General features: G+C 61.5%; 16 protein-coding genes and 2 tRNA genes. 16 read left to right on the plus strand and 2 right to left on the minus strand.

What is annotated here, in order from left to right:
- The first annotated feature begins 317 nt into the window (after positions 1–317).
- The 10 genes from ACW73L_RS07725 (at position 318) to ACW73L_RS07770 (ending at position 9706) form a co-directional block, all read left to right on the plus strand.
- Positions 318–1676, plus strand: a complete 1359-nt coding sequence (locus ACW73L_RS07725) for a Na(+)-translocating NADH-quinone reductase subunit A (RefSeq protein WP_498921153.1) — start codon at positions 318–320, stop codon at positions 1674–1676.
- Positions 1676–2881, plus strand: a complete 1206-nt coding sequence (locus ACW73L_RS07730; protein ID WP_498921154.1) for an NADH:ubiquinone reductase (Na(+)-transporting) subunit B — start codon at positions 1676–1678, stop codon at positions 2879–2881. Before ACW73L_RS07725 ends, ACW73L_RS07730 begins: the two co-directional genes overlap by 1 nt.
- Positions 2874–3794 carry a Na(+)-translocating NADH-quinone reductase subunit C gene (locus ACW73L_RS07735; protein WP_498921155.1) on the plus strand — a complete coding sequence of 307 codons (921 nt, stop codon included), beginning with the start codon at positions 2874–2876 and terminating at the stop codon, positions 3792–3794. Before ACW73L_RS07730 ends, ACW73L_RS07735 begins: the two co-directional genes overlap by 8 nt.
- Positions 3795–3798: 4 nt before the next feature.
- Entirely contained in the window at positions 3799–4458 is a 660-nt protein-coding gene (locus ACW73L_RS07740) for an NADH:ubiquinone reductase (Na(+)-transporting) subunit D (protein ID WP_498921156.1), read from the plus strand.
- Positions 4458–5066, plus strand: a complete 609-nt coding sequence (nqrE, locus tag ACW73L_RS07745; protein ID WP_129884720.1) for an NADH:ubiquinone reductase (Na(+)-transporting) subunit E — start codon at positions 4458–4460, stop codon at positions 5064–5066. Before ACW73L_RS07740 ends, nqrE begins: the two co-directional genes overlap by 1 nt.
- Before the next feature lie 16 nt (positions 5067–5082).
- Positions 5083–6303 carry an NADH:ubiquinone reductase (Na(+)-transporting) subunit F gene (nqrF, locus tag ACW73L_RS07750; protein ID WP_129884721.1) on the plus strand — a complete coding sequence of 407 codons (1221 nt, stop codon included), beginning with the start codon at positions 5083–5085 and terminating at the stop codon, positions 6301–6303.
- A gap of 79 nt (positions 6304–6382) precedes the next feature.
- Positions 6383–6568 carry a (Na+)-NQR maturation NqrM gene (gene nqrM / locus ACW73L_RS07755; protein ID WP_498921157.1) on the plus strand — a complete coding sequence of 62 codons (186 nt, stop codon included), beginning with the start codon at positions 6383–6385 and terminating at the stop codon, positions 6566–6568.
- 113 nt (positions 6569–6681) lie between these two features.
- The gene (gene sbcB / locus ACW73L_RS07760) at positions 6682–8145 is read left to right on the plus strand and encodes an exodeoxyribonuclease I (RefSeq protein WP_498921158.1); all 1464 of its coding nucleotides are present in this window, start codon (positions 6682–6684) and stop codon (positions 8143–8145) included.
- A 31-nt stretch (positions 8146–8176) separates the two neighbouring features.
- The gene (locus ACW73L_RS07765) at positions 8177–8710 is read left to right on the plus strand and encodes an SRPBCC family protein (RefSeq protein WP_129884724.1); all 534 of its coding nucleotides are present in this window, start codon (positions 8177–8179) and stop codon (positions 8708–8710) included.
- Positions 8711–8737: 27 nt separating this feature from the next.
- Entirely contained in the window at positions 8738–9706 is a 969-nt protein-coding gene (locus ACW73L_RS07770; protein WP_498921159.1) for a YVTN family beta-propeller repeat protein, read from the plus strand.
- A gap of 247 nt (positions 9707–9953) precedes the next feature.
- Here the strand turns inward: ACW73L_RS07770 and ACW73L_RS07775 are convergent, their stop codons facing one another.
- On the minus strand, positions 9954–11495 hold the full coding sequence (locus ACW73L_RS07775) for a bifunctional aminoglycoside phosphotransferase/ATP-binding protein (RefSeq protein WP_498921160.1): 1542 nt from the start codon (positions 11493–11495) through the stop codon (positions 9954–9956).
- Complete coding sequence (gene rnd / locus ACW73L_RS07780; RefSeq protein WP_498921161.1) at positions 11482–12654, minus strand: ribonuclease D; 1173 nt, start codon at positions 12652–12654, stop codon at positions 11482–11484. Before rnd ends, ACW73L_RS07775 begins: the two co-directional genes overlap by 14 nt.
- Positions 12655–12818: 164 nt before the next feature.
- On the opposite strand from rnd, the gene ACW73L_RS07785 reads away from it, so the two are divergent.
- The 6 genes from ACW73L_RS07785 to tuf all read left to right on the plus strand — a co-directional run.
- Positions 12819–12895, plus strand: a tRNA-Arg gene (locus ACW73L_RS07785).
- A 33-nt stretch (positions 12896–12928) separates the two neighbouring features.
- Positions 12929–13004: transfer RNA gene (locus tag ACW73L_RS07790), tRNA-Asn, on the plus strand.
- A 195-nt stretch (positions 13005–13199) separates the two neighbouring features.
- Entirely contained in the window at positions 13200–13574 is a 375-nt protein-coding gene (gene rpsL / locus ACW73L_RS07795) for a 30S ribosomal protein S12 (RefSeq protein WP_129884727.1), read from the plus strand.
- A 15-nt stretch (positions 13575–13589) separates the two neighbouring features.
- Complete coding sequence (rpsG, locus tag ACW73L_RS07800) at positions 13590–14060, plus strand: 30S ribosomal protein S7 (protein WP_129884728.1); 471 nt, start codon at positions 13590–13592, stop codon at positions 14058–14060.
- Between the two features lie 36 nt (positions 14061–14096).
- The gene (gene fusA, locus ACW73L_RS07805) at positions 14097–16190 is read left to right on the plus strand and encodes an elongation factor G (protein WP_129884729.1); all 2094 of its coding nucleotides are present in this window, start codon (positions 14097–14099) and stop codon (positions 16188–16190) included.
- A gap of 46 nt (positions 16191–16236) precedes the next feature.
- On the plus strand, positions 16237–17279 hold a 1043-nt coding region (tuf, locus tag ACW73L_RS07810; RefSeq protein ID WP_498921162.1), incomplete at its 3' end, for an elongation factor Tu.

Genomic DNA, 17279 nt, shown 5'->3' on the forward strand with positions numbered 1-17279 from the left:
CGAGGCATCGGCGGGGACGCGTAGAGAGCCTCTGCGTTGCCTGGCAGCGATAGCTCGTTTACTGAGCGTGACAGGGTCGTAGATTGTTGAAAGCTGGTCCATATGGTCTAATACCCGTCGTTTTGCTCCGGGTTTGGCTCTCCGCTCGTAGCGGCTCGATGCCACGCCAAACCTGACCGTTGTCGACGAGCGCCCGATCTCTCGGCGCCACGCGACCGGAAACCTATTTCCGTCCCGAGTTGCATCATGCGTCCCCTCCGAGAGTGGCGCGACGCGACGCGCGGCGTGCCGGTTTTTCTAGAAGTGCAGGCTGGACTATGGTGATAAAAACGAAGAGGGGTTTGAACCTGCCGATTACGGGGGAGCCGTCGCAGACGATTCACGCCGATGTCGGCGCGGTTCGTTCCGTGGCGCTGCTTGGTTCCGATATCGTGGGTTTGAAGCCGACCATGCAGGTGTCGGAGGGGGATCGAGTCAAACTCGGTGACGTGTTGTTCACCGACAAGCAGAACCCAGGCGTCAATTTCACCTCGCCGGGCGCCGGGGTCGTCAAGGCGATCAATCGGGGTGCTCGCCGGGTGTTGCAATCCGTCGTCATCGAACTGAAGGGCAAGGAAGAACGCACCTTTGCGGCTTACAAGGAAGCCGAGCTGCCGAAACTGTCGACCGAACAGGTCAAGCAGAACCTGCTCGACTCCGGTTTGTGGACGACGCTCCGCACCCGCCCGTACAGCAAGATTCCGGCGCCGGATGCGATGCCGCATGCGCTGTTCGTCAACGCGATGGATACCAATCCGCTTGCGGCCAACCCGGACGTGATCATCAAGGAGCGGGCGGCGGACTTCCGCAACGGTCTGGTCGTGATCAGCCATCTGGTCGAGGGCAAGCTCTACGTCTGCAAGTCCCCGTCGCAAACGGCCATCAATGCCGCGGTGGGCAAGGCCGAAGTCGTCGATTTCGACGGGCCCCATCCGGCCGGACTGGTCGGTACGCATATCCATCATCTGTCCCCCGTCAACGGGTCGAAGTGCGTCTGGCACCTGGATTATCAGGCGGTCATGGCCATTGGCGCGCTATTCACGACCGGGCGTCTCAACGTCGAACGTGTCGTGTCGCTGGCCGGGCCGATCGTCGCCAAGCCGCGACTGGTCAAAACCCGCGTGGGCGCCAATCTGAGCGATGTGGTCAGCGGCCAGATCGTGGAAGGCAAGGAAGCGCGGGTAATTTCCGGGTCGGTGCTGTGCGGCCGGCGGGCCGAGGGACCGTTCGATTACCTTGGCCTCTATCACAATCAGATCAGCGTCATCGCCGAAGGGCGTGAGCGCGAGTTCATGGGCTGGGTGGTACCGGGCGGCGAGAAGTACTCGTTCCTGAATGTGCTGCTGTCCAGCCTGCCGAAGGTGCGGGGCCGCAAATTTCCGCTGGCGTCGTCACGCTGGGGCAGCCCGCGGGCCATCGTGCCGCTGGGTATTTATGAGGAAGTCTTCCCCTTCGACATGCTGCCGACCCAGTTGCTGCGGGCGCTGGTGGTCGGTGATACGGATATGGCGCAGGCCCTGGGTTGTCTGGAACTGGACGAAGAGGATCTCTCCCTGTGCACCTTCATCGATCCGGGCAAGCACGATTTCGGGCCCGTTCTCAGAACCAATCTGACGCAAATTGAGAAGGAAGGCTAATGTCTCGTACCCGACAGTTTCTCGATAAGCTCCATCCGTACTTCGCGCATGGCGGGCGCTTCGAGCGCCTGTACCCCGTCTACGAGATGGTGGACACGTTCCTTTACACGCCGCCGGACGTCACCTCCGGTGCCACCCATGTGCGCGATGCGGTCGACCTGAAGCGGGTTATGACCTACGTCTGGATCGCGACGATCCCGTGCATGCTGATGGCGATGTTCAACACTGGCTATCAGGCCAATGTCGCAATGGAGGCCATCGGCTTGCAGTCAGCTCCGGGCTGGCGCGGTGCGATCCTCAACATCTTCGGCTACAACAGTGCCAACCCGGTCTCGGATCTGTTGCACGGCGCACTGTATTTCCTGCCGATCTACATCGTCACGATCGTGGCGGGCGGTCTGTGGGAAGTCCTGTTCTCGGTCGTGCGCAAACATGAGGTCAACGAGGGCTTCTTCGTTTCGTCGATCCTGTTCGCGCTGACCATGCCGCCCAACGCTCCGTTGTGGCAGGTGGCCCTGGGCATCTCGTTCGGCATCGTGCTCGGCAAGGAAGTGTTCGGCGGTACCGGCAAGAACTTCCTGAACCCGGCGCTGACCGGCCGCGCGTTCCTTTATTTCGCGTACCCGGCGTCGATGTCGGGCGATGCGGTATGGACCGCCGTGGACGGGTTCAGCGGGGCAACGGCGCTGGGTCTGGCCGCGCTGGGCGGTGTCGACGGCATTACGCAGGGCGGGATTTCGTGGTGGGCGACCCTGTTCGGTTTCGAGAAGGGCTCGCTGGGTGAGACCTCGACCATCGCCTGCCTGATCGGAGCGGCCTTCCTGATCTACACGCGGATCGCGAACTACCGGATCATCGCCGGCGTATTCCTGGGCATGGTCGCAACGTCTACGCTGTTCAACATCATCGGCAGCGATTCCAATGCGATGTTCGGCATGCCCTGGTACTGGCATCTGACGCTGGGCGGCTTCGCCTTCGGCATGACCTTCATGGCCACCGATCCGGTCAGTGCTGCTCAGACGAACATGGGCCGCTGGATCTTCGGCGGTTTGATCGGATTCATGACGGTGTTGATCCGGGTGGTGAACCCGGCTTTCCCCGAGGGCATCATGCTGGCGATCCTGTTCTCGAACATCTTCGCGCCGCTGATCGATTATGCGGTGATCAAGGTCAACATCAGCAAGAGGGCGCGGCGCCATGTCTAGTTCCACCGAGAGTGTCAAGAATCCTCAGGAGGACAAGTTTGCTGTCTGGAAGGAAAAGGCCAATCGCTATGCACAGCACGTGCTGGCCCTGCCCAACGACAGCTTCGAGAAGACCATCGCGGTCGCGCTTGGGCTGTGCCTGGTCGGCGCCGTGCTGGTCTCCGGATCGGCGGTGGCGCTGAAGTCGCTGCAGGAGAGCAACAAGTCCAAGGACGAGAAGGTCAACATCCTGGAAGTGGCCGGCCTGAAGACCGAAGGCGTCAACGTCGACGAGGCCTTCAAGCAGATCGAGCCGAAGATCATCGACCTTGAGACCGGCAACCCTGTCGACAACATCGACGCGAAGACCTTCGATCAGCGCAAGGCGGCCAAGGATCCGGCGATGAGCGTTACGATCCCGGCCGACGAGGACATTGCCAACATCAAGCGCAAGGCCAAGTACGCCAAGGTTTACCAGGTCATGGAGGGCGGCAAGATCAAGGCGTTGATCCTGCCGGTGAACGGTTACGGCCTGTGGTCGACCATGTACGGTTTCATCGCGCTGGAAGGCGACGGCGAAACGGTTATCGGTTTGAACCTCTACGACCAGGCGGAAACGCCGGGTCTCGGCGGCGAGGTCGTCAATCCGAAATGGAAGGCGCTCTGGAAGGGCAAGAAGGTCTACAACCTGGCCAAGAAGGATGTGCACGAGAGCAATCTGAGCGAGAAAGGCCAGACGATCGAGACCGGCGAAGTGGCATTGGGTCTCGTCAAGGGCAATGTCGACCCATCCAAGCCCGGTGCCGAATATCAGGTCGATGCGTTGGCCGGCGCCACGCTGACCAGTCGTGGTGTGAGCAATCTGATTCGCTACTGGATGGGCAAGGACGGCTTTGGTCCCTACCTGGCAAAAATTCGCTCCGCAAGAGGTTAAACCGATGAATGCTGAAGAAAAGAAAGTTCTGGTTGAGCCGTTGGTCGACAACAACCCGATCACCCTGCAGGTGCTCGGAATCTGCTCGGCCCTGGCCGTGACCTCGCAGATGTCGACCGCGCTGATCATGAGTCTGGCGCTCACGGCCGTGACGGCGTTCTCCAGCGCCGGGATCGCGGCGATCCGTAATCATGTGCCGTCGAGCGTGCGCATCATCGCGCAGATGGTCATCATCGCTTCGCTGGTCATCGTCGTTGACCAGTTGCTGAAGGCCTTCGCCTATGAGGTCAGCAAGCAGCTGTCGGTCTTCGTCGGCTTGATCATCACGAACTGCATCGTGATGGGCCGCGCCGAAGCCTATGCGATGAAGAATCCGCCCTGGGAGAGCTTCCTGGACGGCATCGGGAATGGCCTGGGCTACAGCCTGATCCTGATCAGCGTCGCCTTCGTGCGCGAGCTGTTCGGGTCGGGCAAGTTGCTGGGCATCGACGTCCTGCCGCTGATGAAGGACGGTGGCTGGTACGTGCCGAACGGCCTGCTGCTGTTGCCGCCTAGCGCTTTCTTCCTGATCGGGCTGTTGATCTGGGCCATCCGGACCTGGAAGCCGAAGCAGGTCGAGCAAGCCGATTTCGCGATCATCCCGGCGCATGGGGAGGCTCACTGATGGAGGCCTACATCAATCTGTTCATCAAGTCCGTGTTCATCGAGAACATGGCCTTGGCGTTCTTCCTGGGCATGTGCACCTTCATCGCGGTATCGAAGAAGATCGAGACCGCCGTCGGTCTGGGTATCGCGGTCGTGATCGTGCAGACGCTGACGGTGCCTGCCAATAACCTGATCTACACCTACCTGCTGAAGGAAGGCGCCCTCGCTTGGGCCGGCATGCCCGATGTCGATCTGAGCTTTATCGCGCTGATGGCCTGTATCGGCGTGATCGCGGCGATGGTGCAGATACTCGAAATGGTGCTCGACAAGTTCTTCCCGGCGCTCTACAACGCGCTGGGCATCTTCCTGCCCCTGATCACGGTGAACTGCGCGATCCTGGCAGGGTCCTTGTTCATGATCGAGCGCGATTACAACTTCGCGGAGAGTGTGGTCTATGGGGTCGGCAGCGGCTTCGGCTGGGCGCTGGCCATCACCGCGATGGCAGGGGTTAGGGAAAAGCTGAAGTACAGTGATGTGCCGCCCGGTTTGCGCGGGCTCGGCATCACCTTCATCACCGCGGGCCTGATGGCGCTCGGGTTCATGGCCTTCTCCGGCATTCAACTCTAGGCATAAGGCAAAGGCAATGTTGGAAATTCTTTTAGGGGTGGTGCTGTTCACGGTCATCGTGATCGCACTCGTATTCCTTATTCTCGGCGCCAAGTCGAAACTCGTCGCCTCCGGCAACGTCGAGATCCTGATCAACGACGAAAAGAAGATCTTCGTCCCGATCGGCTCGAAGTTGCTGACGGCTCTGGCGGACAACAATCTGTTCGTCTCGTCTGCCTGCGGCGGTGGCGGCACCTGCGCCCAGTGTCGCGTGCAGGTGACCGAGGGCGGCGGCGAGATCCTGCCGACCGAGCTGTCGCATATCACCAAGCGCGAGGCCGCGCACGGCGATCGCCTGTCCTGCCAGGTGACGTGCAAGCAGAATATGAAGGTACATGTCCACGAGGAGGTCTTCGGCGTCAAGAAGTGGGAGTGTACGGTCAAGTCCAACCATAACGTCGCGACGTTCATCAAGGAACTGGTGCTGCAACTGCCGGAGGGCGAGAGCGTCGACTTCAAGGCCGGCGGCTACATCCAGATCGAGTGCCCGGCGTATCACTTCAAGTACGGCGACTACCTGATCGAGGAGCGCTTCCGCGACGAGTGGGATAAGTACAACTTGTGGCGTTTCGAGTCCAAGGTTGCCGAGCCCGCCATCCGTGCCTATTCGATGGCGAACTATCCGGACGAAAAAGGCATCATCATGCTGAACGTCCGGATCGCGACGCCGCCGCCGAACGCGCCGGATATCCCCCCGGGCATCATGTCCTCCTACATCTTCGGTCTGAAGCCGGGCGACAAGGTCACGATTTCGGGCCCGTTCGGCGAGTTCTTCGCGCGCGACACCGACAAGGAGATGGTGTTCGTGGGCGGCGGTGCCGGTATGGCGCCGATGCGCTCGCATATCTTCGACCAGTTGCGCCGCATTCACTCCAAGCGGAAGATCACGTTCTGGTACGGCGCTCGCAGTCTGCGCGAGACGTTCTATGCCGACGAGTTCGATCAGTTGCAGGCCGAGAATCCGAACTTCAAGTGGTATCTGGGCCTTTCCGACCCGAAGCCGGAGGACAACTGGACGGGGTACACCGGGTTCATTCACGAGATCCTTTTTAGCAAGTATCTGAAGGATCATCCGGCACCAGAGGATTGCGAGTACTACATGTGCGGTCCGCCGATGATGAACACCGCGGTCATCAAGATGCTCGAGGATATCGGCGTCGACCGCGAAAACATCATGCTGGACGATTTCGGCGGCTGAGCCGGGACGGGCGGCGGGGCCGCGAAAGGCCTCGCCGCGTGGCTGCGACTCCAACCCCGGGACACAAGAGGGCTATCCCATGACCATGTTCCTGATTACGTTTGCCGCCATGGCCGTCGTGTTTCTGTTGATGGCCGTTGGCGTGATCTTTGGACGCCAGGCGATCAAGGGCACCTGCGGCGGCCTCAACGGGGGCAACTGCATTTGCACGCAGAAATGCGAAAAGCGCCTGAAGGCGGAAGCCGCAGCGGCGGCCCAGCGTTGACCGGTTGCGATTCCGCGACTCGGGCTTGCCAGGGCCACGAGGCGAGGAGCGCCTGCCGGCGCTCCCCGTGATTTCTGCCCCATGACCGCGCGTCATCTTGACTGAATGATCGCGTGTCGACCTTCAGTTTCTTCTGGTACGACCTTGAGACCTTCGGGCTCGATCCGGTTTGGGATCGGCCGGCGCAGTTCGCTGGCATCAGAACCGACGCCGATTTCAATCCCCTAGAGCCACCGCTCGTTCTTTACTGCCGGCCCCCGGCCGACTACCTCCCCGATCCCGCGGCCTGTGTGGTCACGGGCATCTCGCCCCAGTTGGCCGCGGCACGCGGTGTTCCGGAAGCGGAGTTCGCCGCCGCGATCCGCGCCGAGTTCCTGCGGCCGCAGACCTGTGTCGTCGGTTACAACAACCTCCGTTTCGACGACGAGGTGATGCGTCAGGTGTTCTACCGGAGTCTGTTCGATCCGTACGAGCGGGAATGGCGCAACGGCAACTCGCGCTGGGACATCATCGACATGGTCCGACTCGTTCGGGCGTTGCGCCCGGAGGGGCTCTCCTGGCCTCTGGATGGAGAGGGCCACCCGACTTTCCGCCTGGAGTTGCTGACGGCTGCGAACGGCATTGCACATTCGGAGGCGCACGATGCGCTGGCCGATGTACGTGCAACGATTGCTCTGGCGCAGCGGGTCAAGGCGGCTCAACCGAGGCTGTACGACTTTGTGTTCAGTCACCGCGGCAAGGCTGAGGCCGCCGCCCTGCTGCAGGTAGGCCAGTTCGAGCCCGTCGTGCACGTGTCGAGTCGCTTCGGGGCAGAGCGCGGATGCCTGGCGATCGTCGTTGCCCTGGCGATGCACCCAACCAATCGCAACGCCGTCATCGTCTACGACCTGGGTGTCGACCCCGCGCAACTGCTGGACCTCGACACGGAAGCGGTGCGGGAACGGGTTTTCACGGCCGCGGCCGAACTCGGAGAAGGCAAGCCCCGGATACCGTTGAAACTCGTGCACCTGAACAAGGCGCCGGTGCTGGCACCCATCACGGTGCTGCGAGCTAAAGACAGCGAGCGGCTCGCGATAAGCCTCGAGACCGTTGCCGTTCATCTGGCGCAGCTTCGCACTGCTCCGGGATTAGCGGCGAAGGTCGCACATGTTTTCGAGGGCTCCGAGCGGTCGGGGGTGGTCGATCCGGATGCCGCGCTGTATGGCGGGGGCTTTATTGGGGATGCCGACCGGCGTGAACTGGACCGGTTGCACACATTGCCGCCGACGGACTGGGCCGGCAGAACCCCGCCCTTTGTCGACCCGCGCCTGCCCGAAATGGTCTTCCGTTATCGAGCCCGAAACTATCCGGAGTCGCTCGACGCATCCGAGCGGGATCGCTGGGAGTCACAGCGGCTGGCCCGTCTGACCGGTAAAGACGGCACCCCGGCACGCAACATCGCTGGCTTCCAGACTGCCCTGCAATCGGTCGCGTCGTCGGCGCCGGCGACGGCGCAATCGGCCGCGTTACTGAGCGATCTGCGCGCTTATGGGGAAAAACTCCTGACTCGAAATCAGGAGAGTTTCCCGTATACTTAGCCCTTTTTAGCGCTCGCGAGGGAGTAGAAAAATGAGAGTCATCGTTGCACTAACCGCGTGTTCTGGGCTGCTGTGGTCGGGCCTCTCGGCGGCTCATGGTCCCAGTCGGCAGAAAGTCGAGGAGAAGATCGACATCGCTGCGCCGCCGGCCGCGGTGTGGGATGTCATCAAGGACTTCGGCACGATGCACACCTGGTGCCCCAAGGTCGCCAGCGAAACCAGCCAGGGCGGCAATGAGAAGGGCGCGACCCGTGAGTTGAAGCTTCCCAACGGGCGGTCGATCAAGGAAGAATTGAAGAGCTACGACGCGGAAAAGAAGAGTTACTCATACAAGATCACCGAGGTCGACGTCGCCGACATGCCGGTCGCGAATTACTCGTCCACGATCGAAGTGAAGGAAGGCGCGGCCGGAGGCTCGACGGTCGAATGGAGCGGCGCCTTCTACCGGAGCTTTATGACCAACAACCCGCCGCCGGATCAGAACGAGGAAGCTGCGATCAAGGCAGTAACCGGTCTTTATACCGAGTGCCTCGGCAAGCTGAAGTCGGTTGCCGAAGGCAAGTAATCCGCTCGAATTCGTCAGCGCGCTATGATGGCACGCGCCACGCTCGGACTGGTCCTGGGATTTGCCGTCGTGGCTGATGTTGCGGCGGCTCCCTATGCGTTCGTCACCAACCAGAAGGCCAATTCGGTCTCGATCATCGATACGGCGGTCGGGGCTGTCGTCAAGACGCTGCCGGTCGGCGCGGAACCTGCCGGTGTGGCCGTATCGGACGACGGCGGTCGCGTCGTGGTGTCGAATCCAGGCAGTCAGTCGGTCTCCGTGATCGATGGCAAAAGACTGGAGTCGATGGCGGAGATGCCGGCGGGTCCTGGACCCCTGGGTATCGCGATTGCGCCGAACGGTGAGCGCGCCTATGTCGCTGACTGGTATCAGCACCAGTTGCTTGTTTTCGATCTGGTGGCGATGCGGCAAATTGGGGCCGTGGATGTGGGACGGTCACCGGCCGGCATCGCCGTGGCGGCCGACGGGGCGACCCTGTATGTCGCTAACCGGGATGACGACAGCGTGGCCGCGGTCGACACCCGGCACTTGGCCATGACGCGGCTCGTCGGCGTCGGCAAGCATCCGTTCGGCGTGACGCTGAATGCGTCGGGTACCCGGCTGTATGTCGCCAACGTGGAAAGCAACGACGTTAGCGTCATCAATCCGTGGACGATGACGGTAATCGACACTATCGCCGTGGGCGATCGACCTTACGCCGCAGCGCTCGGCTTCGCAGAACGCCGACTTTTCGTAACGAATCAGTACGACAACTCGGTCTCGGTAATCGATACGCAACAGCGCAAGGTCATCGCGACCCTACCCGTGGGCGAATACCCGGAGGGAATCGGGGCGACTGCCGATGGTCGCTTGATCTATGTGGCAAACTGGTTCAGCAACAACGTCACGGTGATCGACGCGGAGCAACTCACGGTCACCGGCACGATTCGCACGGGCAATGGCAGTCGTGCGTTCGGGGCGTTCATTGCAGGGACTGCGGCCGCCGGCGCGCACTGACCGCCCAGACAGGGCGGAGCCCGTGTTTCGGGGGACCGGTTCGGTGGTGCAGGCCACGCGTACCGCTCCGTTCCACTTCTTCGCATCCTCCGTTCGACGTTGATCGAGCAAGCGTCGGCGTGGCCTTGCGCCGGTACAAGTCGAAACGGGGTGGTCAGGGGCGTGCCCCTATTCCTGGATCTCTCGCCCTTAGCGATACCGTGCAGCGCCTGTGCCTCACCGCACCCAGTCGAGTAGTGGAGAGAAGTCAGAGCTTTCGCAATGCGGCAAGAGCCTGGTCCACGTCGGGTGCCGCGCCATCGATGCGCAGGCTGGCGTCGCGCTCCTGCGGCAGCAGTGGCTCCCGTTCGCTACGCTGGCGATCGAGAACCGTCGCAGTGGCATCGGACGGGTCATGGGTGGCGCGCCGACGGGCAGCGATGCGCTCGCGGAGCAGTGCGTCGGGCGCGTCCACATCGAGAATGCGAAATGGCACGTGTAGCCGGTGTGCGAGCTCGCGCAGTTGGCCGCGTTCGGCCGCATGCAGGAACGTGGCATCAACGATGACGGACAGGCCGGCGCCGAGCAGTCCCGATGCGATCTCTGCGAGGCGCGCATAGGTGCGTCGGGTCATGTCGGCGGTGTAGAGGTTCGGGCCGGTGAGGTTCGGTGCCAGGCGCTTTCGTTCGACATCCGAACGCACTCGAATGGCGCCAAGTTTCTCTGCCAGACGGCCGGCAATCGTCGATTTGCCACTCCCGGAAAGCCCGTGGGTTATGAGCAACAGAGGTCTTCGCGGCGTGATGGCGCGGTGCGCGAAGGAGAGATAGTTCCGGTACGCGGTGTCGTGACGTTCGTGGTCGGCCGGGTCTCGTGTTGCTGCCCGTGTCAGGCGCGCGACCTTAGCGCGGACCAGCGCCCGATAAACACTGTAAAAGGGCCACAACCGCAGGCCGGCATAATCACCGAGGATTTCCTCGTAACGGTTGATGAACCGGTAGGCGAGGTGCGTTAACGCGTGTACCTCGAGGTCCATGGTCAGAAAGGCTACTTCGCTGATGATGTCGATCCAACGCAGGTCGGGGGAGAACTCGATGGCATCGAATGGCGTCGGCTGTCCCTCGATCAGAGCGAGGTTTCCTAGATGGAGGTCGCCATGGCACTCGCGGATGTAACCTCCCGCCCGCCGCCTGACCAGTGTCTGCGAGAGATACTGGAGTTGCCGCCGGCTCCAGGCGTCGAGTTCGTCAAGCCACCGGCGCTCCTCCCCGCTGCCAGCCGATCGCAGCAGGAACGACAGGTTTTCCTTGACTGCCCGGGCCACGGTCTCAGGGCTCCCAAAGGGCGTATCGAGTCCAGCGGGCGGCACCTCGTGGTGGAACGACGCGAGTCGTTCGGCCAACGCATCGATGCAGTGTGCGGTGATCCGTCCGCCTGAGGCGAGTTGGCTGAGCACGACGTCGCCCGCGAACTGCTGCATCCGAACCGCGTACTCGAACGCCTTGCCGTCCCCGCTGATCGCCGGCTGCGTGGGAGTGCCCGTGATCGGCACCACATCGAGGTAGAGTCCGGGCGCGGTGCGCCGGTTTACTCGCAGTTCTTCCAGGCAGAACGCATGTCGCAGCGCCAACGTCGAGAAGTCGAGAAAGCCGAGGTTGACCGGCTTTTTGATCTTATAGGCGAAGCGGCCGGTCAGGATCACCCAGGAGATATGGGTTTCCAGCAGGCTGAGCTCGGTGATGCGATGCGGATAGGCCTCGGGCCTGAGCAGGCCCTTGATCCACCCTGCGTGTGATTCATGCGCACGCACTGTCGGTAACCCGGAGCACGCCTTCGACGATGCGAAGACTTTTCGTGCCGCGCAGGATGGCCAGCAGTTCCTGTCCGGCCAGCACTCCGCGCCAGCCCTGGAGCAGGGCGCTGCCTTCGGGGGTTGCGATGAACTCGCGGAGTTCGCGTCGGCTCGCGATCAGGGCCGGATTCAAGGAACACTCGGCACCCTTCAGGCGTAGCAGCGCGGTGAAGACATCGAGCAGCGCCTCCTGTGTCGGGGTTTCTGGTACCGGGCGGGCCTTCGGAGCACGGGACACCGGCGCCGCATCGGTGGCCGCGTGCACGATGCTCAGCAAAGCGTCACCAAAGCGCTTCGCGCTTCGCTCGTCCAGCCCCTTGGTCCGCTTCAGGGCGGCGATATCCTTCGGCCGCTGTCGGGCGATTTCCATCAAGGCCTCATCTTTGGCGATCCAGCTGCGAGGGCAGTCCTGCGTTCTGGCGAGGCGCTCTCGCCAGGCCGCAAGCGTTTGCAGCAGCCTGCCTTCCCGTTCCGCCAGCTGACCGCTGCCGCCGATCCGCAGCCAGGCATCCTGTGGATCAGGGTCATACAGTGCGGGGTTGATTAGCTTGGCCGTTTCCTCGTCGACCCACTCGCGGCGACCCAGTTGCGCGAGGCGCGCCGCGAGGCGCAGGTAGATCTGACCCAGGTAGAGGACGTCGTCGACGGCATATTGCAGTTGCGCTTCGGATAGCGGGCGCGCGGACCAGTCGGTGCGCGTATGGCCCTTTTCGAGCTGGGCGCCGACCAGTTCGGCTGCGAGTGCAGCGTATCCGATCTGGTCGGCAAGACCCGTATACGGTGCGGCGATCTGGGTGTCGAACACTGGACTGGGCAGACGTCCCCCGCGCGCGCGGCACAAGACCTCGAGGTCCTGACGCCCGGAATGGAATACCTTCACGACCTCTGGGTGATCAAACAATGGGTCCAGGGCGGACAAGTCAGGGCAGGCGAGGGGGTCGATGCAGGCGACACGATCCGTCGTCGCGATCTGCAACAGGCAGAACTTGGGAAAATAGGTCCGTTCTCGCAGGAACTCCGTGTCGAGCGCTATCCAGGGCGGGGTGCCGAGCTCCTCGCAGAATGCCTGCAGGCTTTCGGGGCTATCGATGAAACTCACGTTGGCGGGTACGCTCATGGCAGTGGGGCAGACGTTTTCTGGTTCTCCGGCGGAGGGGGATGACCTTACACGGGGCACAGGCTTTAGCCGCGCCATTCTAGGCGAAACGCGAAACGTCCGCCGGATCTTGCACAGAGGCGTTGACGTACCACTTCGGCTTAGGCACAATACGCGTTCTGTGTGCGCCTGTAGCTCAGTTGGATAGAGTACCTGGCTACGAACTAGGTGGTCGGGAGTTCGAATCTCTCCAGGCGCGCCAGCCTTGTGACGCACGTCCAAAGGCAGATTCTATTCCCCTGTAGCTCAGTCGGTAGAGCAGCTGGCTGTTAACCAGCGGGTCGGCGGTTCGAGCCCGTCCGGGGGAGCCATCTTGTCGGATGAGGTTGGGTGATTTCCAGCCTCTCCGGTCTTCGCGCTCACCGTTGAAGCTTCCTTTCAGGTGATGTTGCGTCTGCCATGCATTGACGGGCATTTTCATTGATCATACAATGCTCTGCTTAACCCGTGTCCCGAGAGGACGCGCGGGTCAGGTTAGCAATGCGACATGATTCTGGAGTTTGGTGATGACCACGATCAACCAATTGGTTCGGAAGCCAAGGGTTAGCAAGAAAGACAAGAGTACCGTGCCCGCTCTGGATGGCTGTCCGCAGCGCCGTGGAGTTTGCACTCGAGTGTACACGACGACCCCGAAGAAGCCCAACTCGGCGCTTCGGAAAGTGGCTCGTGTGCGCCTGACGAATGGCGCGGAAGTCACGACCTACATTGGCGGTGAAGGCCATAACCTTCAGGAGCACTCGGTCATCCTGATTCGTGGCGGCCGTGTAAAGGACTTGCCGGGTGTGCGCTATCACGTGGTGCGCGGCAGTTTGGATACCGCGGGCGTCCAGAAGCGGCGCCAAGCGCGTTCGAAGTACGGCGCGAAGCGCCCCAAGAGCTAATAGGGTAGGCGTTTTATGTCCAGAAGAAGAAGGTCAGAGCGGCGGGAAGTGATTCCGGACCCGCGCTTCGGTAGTGAAGTGCTGGCGCGTTTCGTAAACATGATCATGGAGAGCGGCAAGAAGTCGGTCGCCGAGAAGATCGTGTATGGCGCGATGGATAGAATCGAGTCCCGCGTCAGTCAGGATTCGCTCGAAGTGCTGACCAAGGCCCTCGAAAATGTTCAGCCTATCGTCGAGGTGAAATCCCGGCGTGTCGGTGGTGCGACGTATCAGGTGCCCATTGAGGTTCGTCCTTCGCGGCGCATGGCGCTCGGGATGCGCTGGATCATCGATGCCGCGCGGAAGCGCGGTGAAAAGGGCATGGTGACGAAGCTGGCCGGCGAGCTGCTCGATGCGCATGAGAACCGCGGTGCCGCCGTCAAGAAGCGTGAAGACACGCACCGGATGGCCGAGGCCAACAAGGCTTTTTCGCATTACCGCTGGTAATTACTTCTTCCAATACCCCTAACTGGATTCCTAGCTGTGGCACGCACGACACCTATAGACCGCTATCGCAATATCGGGATCATGGCCCACATCGACGCGGGCAAGACGACGACGACGGAGCGGATTCTTTATTACACCGGTGTCTCTCACAAGATGGGGGAGGTGCATGACGGTGCTGCGACCATGGACTGGATGGAGCAGGAACAGGAGCGCGGCATCACGATCACTTCGGCTGCCACCACCTGTTTCTGGAAGGGTATGGATGGCTCCTTCCCGCAGCACCGCATCAACATCATCGATACGCCGGGTCACGTCGATTTCACGATCGAAGTGGAGCGTTCGCTTCGGGTGCTCGACGGTGCTTGCGCCGTGTTTTGTGCGGTCGGCGGCGTAGAGCCTCAGTCCGAGACCGTTTGGCGTCAGGCTGACAAGTATGGCGTGCCGCGACTGGCCTTCGTCAACAAGATGGACCGCGCCGGCGCCAACTTCCTGCGGGTCGTGGACCAGATCAAGACGCGGCTCGGCGGTAACCCGGTGCCGCTGCAGCTGCCGATTGGCGCCGAGGAGCACTTTCAGGGCGTCATCGACCTGATCAAGATGAAGGCCATCTTCTGGGACGAGGCCAGTCAGGGTATGCGCTTCGAGGAGCGCGATATCCCCGCCGATATGGCGGACGACTGTGCGATGTGGCGGGAGCGCCTGGTCGAAGCTGCGGCTGAGGCCAGTGAAGAATTCATGGAAAAGTACCTCGAAGAAGGTGACCTGACCAGCGAGGAGATCAAACAGGGTCTGCGTACCCGCACGATTGCCGGTGAAATCGTGCTGGCCTTGTGCGGTTCGGCCTTCAAGAACAAGGGCGTTCAGGCGATGCTCGATGCCGTCATCGAGTTCATGCCGTCGCCGATCGACAAGCCGCCGATCCAGGGCATTCTCGAGGACGAGAGTGAGGGCGAGCGTCCGGCGTCCGACGACGCTTCGTTCTCGGCGCTTGCGTTCAAGATCGCGACCGACCCGTATGTCGGTGTGCTGACCTTCATTCGTGTGTACTCGGGTGTCCTGTCGTCCGGCGATACCGTTTACAACTCGGTCAAGGATCGTCGCGAGCGGATCGGTCGTCTGGTGCAGATGCACGCGAACAACCGCGAAGAGATCAAGGAAGTCCGGGCGGGCGACATTGCCGCGTGTATCGGGCTTAAGGATGTCACGACGGGCGATAGCCTGTGTGATCCGAAGGCAATCATCACGCTGGAGCGGATGGATTTTCCGGAGCCGGTGATTTCCGTGGCAGTCGAGCCGAAGACGAAGGCCGACCAGGAAAAGATGGGTATCGCGCTCGGCAAGCTGGCCCAGGAAGACCCGTCCTTCCGTGTTCGTACCGACGAAGAGTCGGGTCAGACGATCATTTCCGGGATGGGCGAGTTGCACCTCGAAATCATCGTCGACCGCATGAAGCGTGAGTTCGGCGTTGCTGCCAACGTTGGTGCGCCGCAGGTGGCCTATCGCGAAACGATCCGCAAGAGCCTGGAGCAGGAAGGAAAGTACATCCGTCAGACCGGTGGTCGGGGACAGTACGGTCACGTCTGGCTTCGCCTGGAGCCGAAAGAGCCGGGCACCGGCTACGAATTCGTCAACGGCATCGTCGGTGGCGTCGTTCCCAGAGAGTACGTCCCGGCCGTTGATAAGGGTGTACAGGAACAAATGCAAAATGGTATACTGGCGGGCTTCCCGGTTGTCGATGTCAAGGTAACCATTTTCGATGGTTCCTACCACGATGTCGACTCGAACGAAATGGCTTTCAAGATCGCCGGCTCGATGTGTTTCAAGGAGGGGGCGCGAAAAGCCGCTCCTGTACTGCTGGAGCCGGTCATGAAAGTTGAGGTCGTGACGCCTGAAGACTATATGGGTGATGTGGTCGGCGACCTGAACCGTCGGCGCGGCATTATCCAAGGTATGGACGATGCGCCGGGCGGTAAAGTTATTCGCTGTGAGGTCCCGCTGTCCGAAATGTTCGGATATGCGACGGATCTGCGTTCCGCAACGCAGGGCCGGGCTACCTACAGCATGCATTTCGAGAAGTACGTCGAAGCTCCGACTCACGTCGCCGACGCCATCATCAAGAAGGCGTCGTAGTTCGGCGCCGGATTAGCGGATTCAGTCTTCCAAAGAGGTATTGGTCGTGTCCAAAGAGAAATTTACACGCACGAAGCCGCACGTGAACGTCGGGACGATTGGTCATGTGGACCATGGCAAGACGACGCTGACGGCGGCGCTGACGAAGGTGATGGCGATTAAGTTCGGGGGCGAGTTCAAAGCCTACGATCAGATCGACAATGCACCCGAGGAGCGGGCGCGGGGCATCACGATTGCGACGGCGCACGTCGAGTATGAGTCGCCGAGCCGGCACTATGCGCACGTGGATTGTCCGGGTCATGCCGACTACGTGAAGAACATGATCACGGGTGCGGCGCAGATGGACGGAGCGATTCTGGTGTGTTCGGCGGCGGACGGTCCGATGCCGCAGACGCGGGAGCACATTCTGTTGGCGCGTCAGGTCGGTGTGCCGTACATCGTGGTATTCCTGAACAAGGCGGACATGGTCGACGACGCGGAGCTCCTGGAGCTGGTCGAGATGGAAGTCCGTGAGTTGCTGTCGAAGTACGATTTCCCGGGCGATGACATTCCGATCGTCAAGGGTTCGGCGCTAAAGGCGCTGGAAGGCGACACCAGCGAGATTGGCGTGCCGGCGGTCGAGGCCCTAGTAGCGGCGCTGGACAGCTACATCCCAGAGCCGGAGCGGGCCATCGAGAAGCCGTTCCTGATGCCGATCGAAGACGTGTTTTCGATTTCGGGTCGTGGCACGGTGGTAACGGGTCGTGTCGAGCGTGGCAAGGTCAAGGTCGGTGACGAAGTCTCGATCGTGGGCTTGAAGGACACGGTGAAGACGACGTGCACCGGTGTTGAGATGTTCCGCAAGTTGCTGGACGAAGGCGTCGCGGGCGACAACTGTGGTGTGCTGCTGCGCGGCACCAAGCGGGAGGACGTCGAGCGCGGTCAGGTCTTGGCGAAGCCGGGTTCGATCACGCCGCACACGCATTTCGAGGCAGAGATTTACGTGTTGTCGAAGGAAGAGGGTGGTCGTCACACGCCGTTCTTCAATGGGTATCGGCCGCAGTTCTATTTCCGGACGACGGACGTGACGGGTTCGGTGGAGTTGCCGGA

This window comes from Methylolobus aquaticus, from assembly GCF_054172105.1.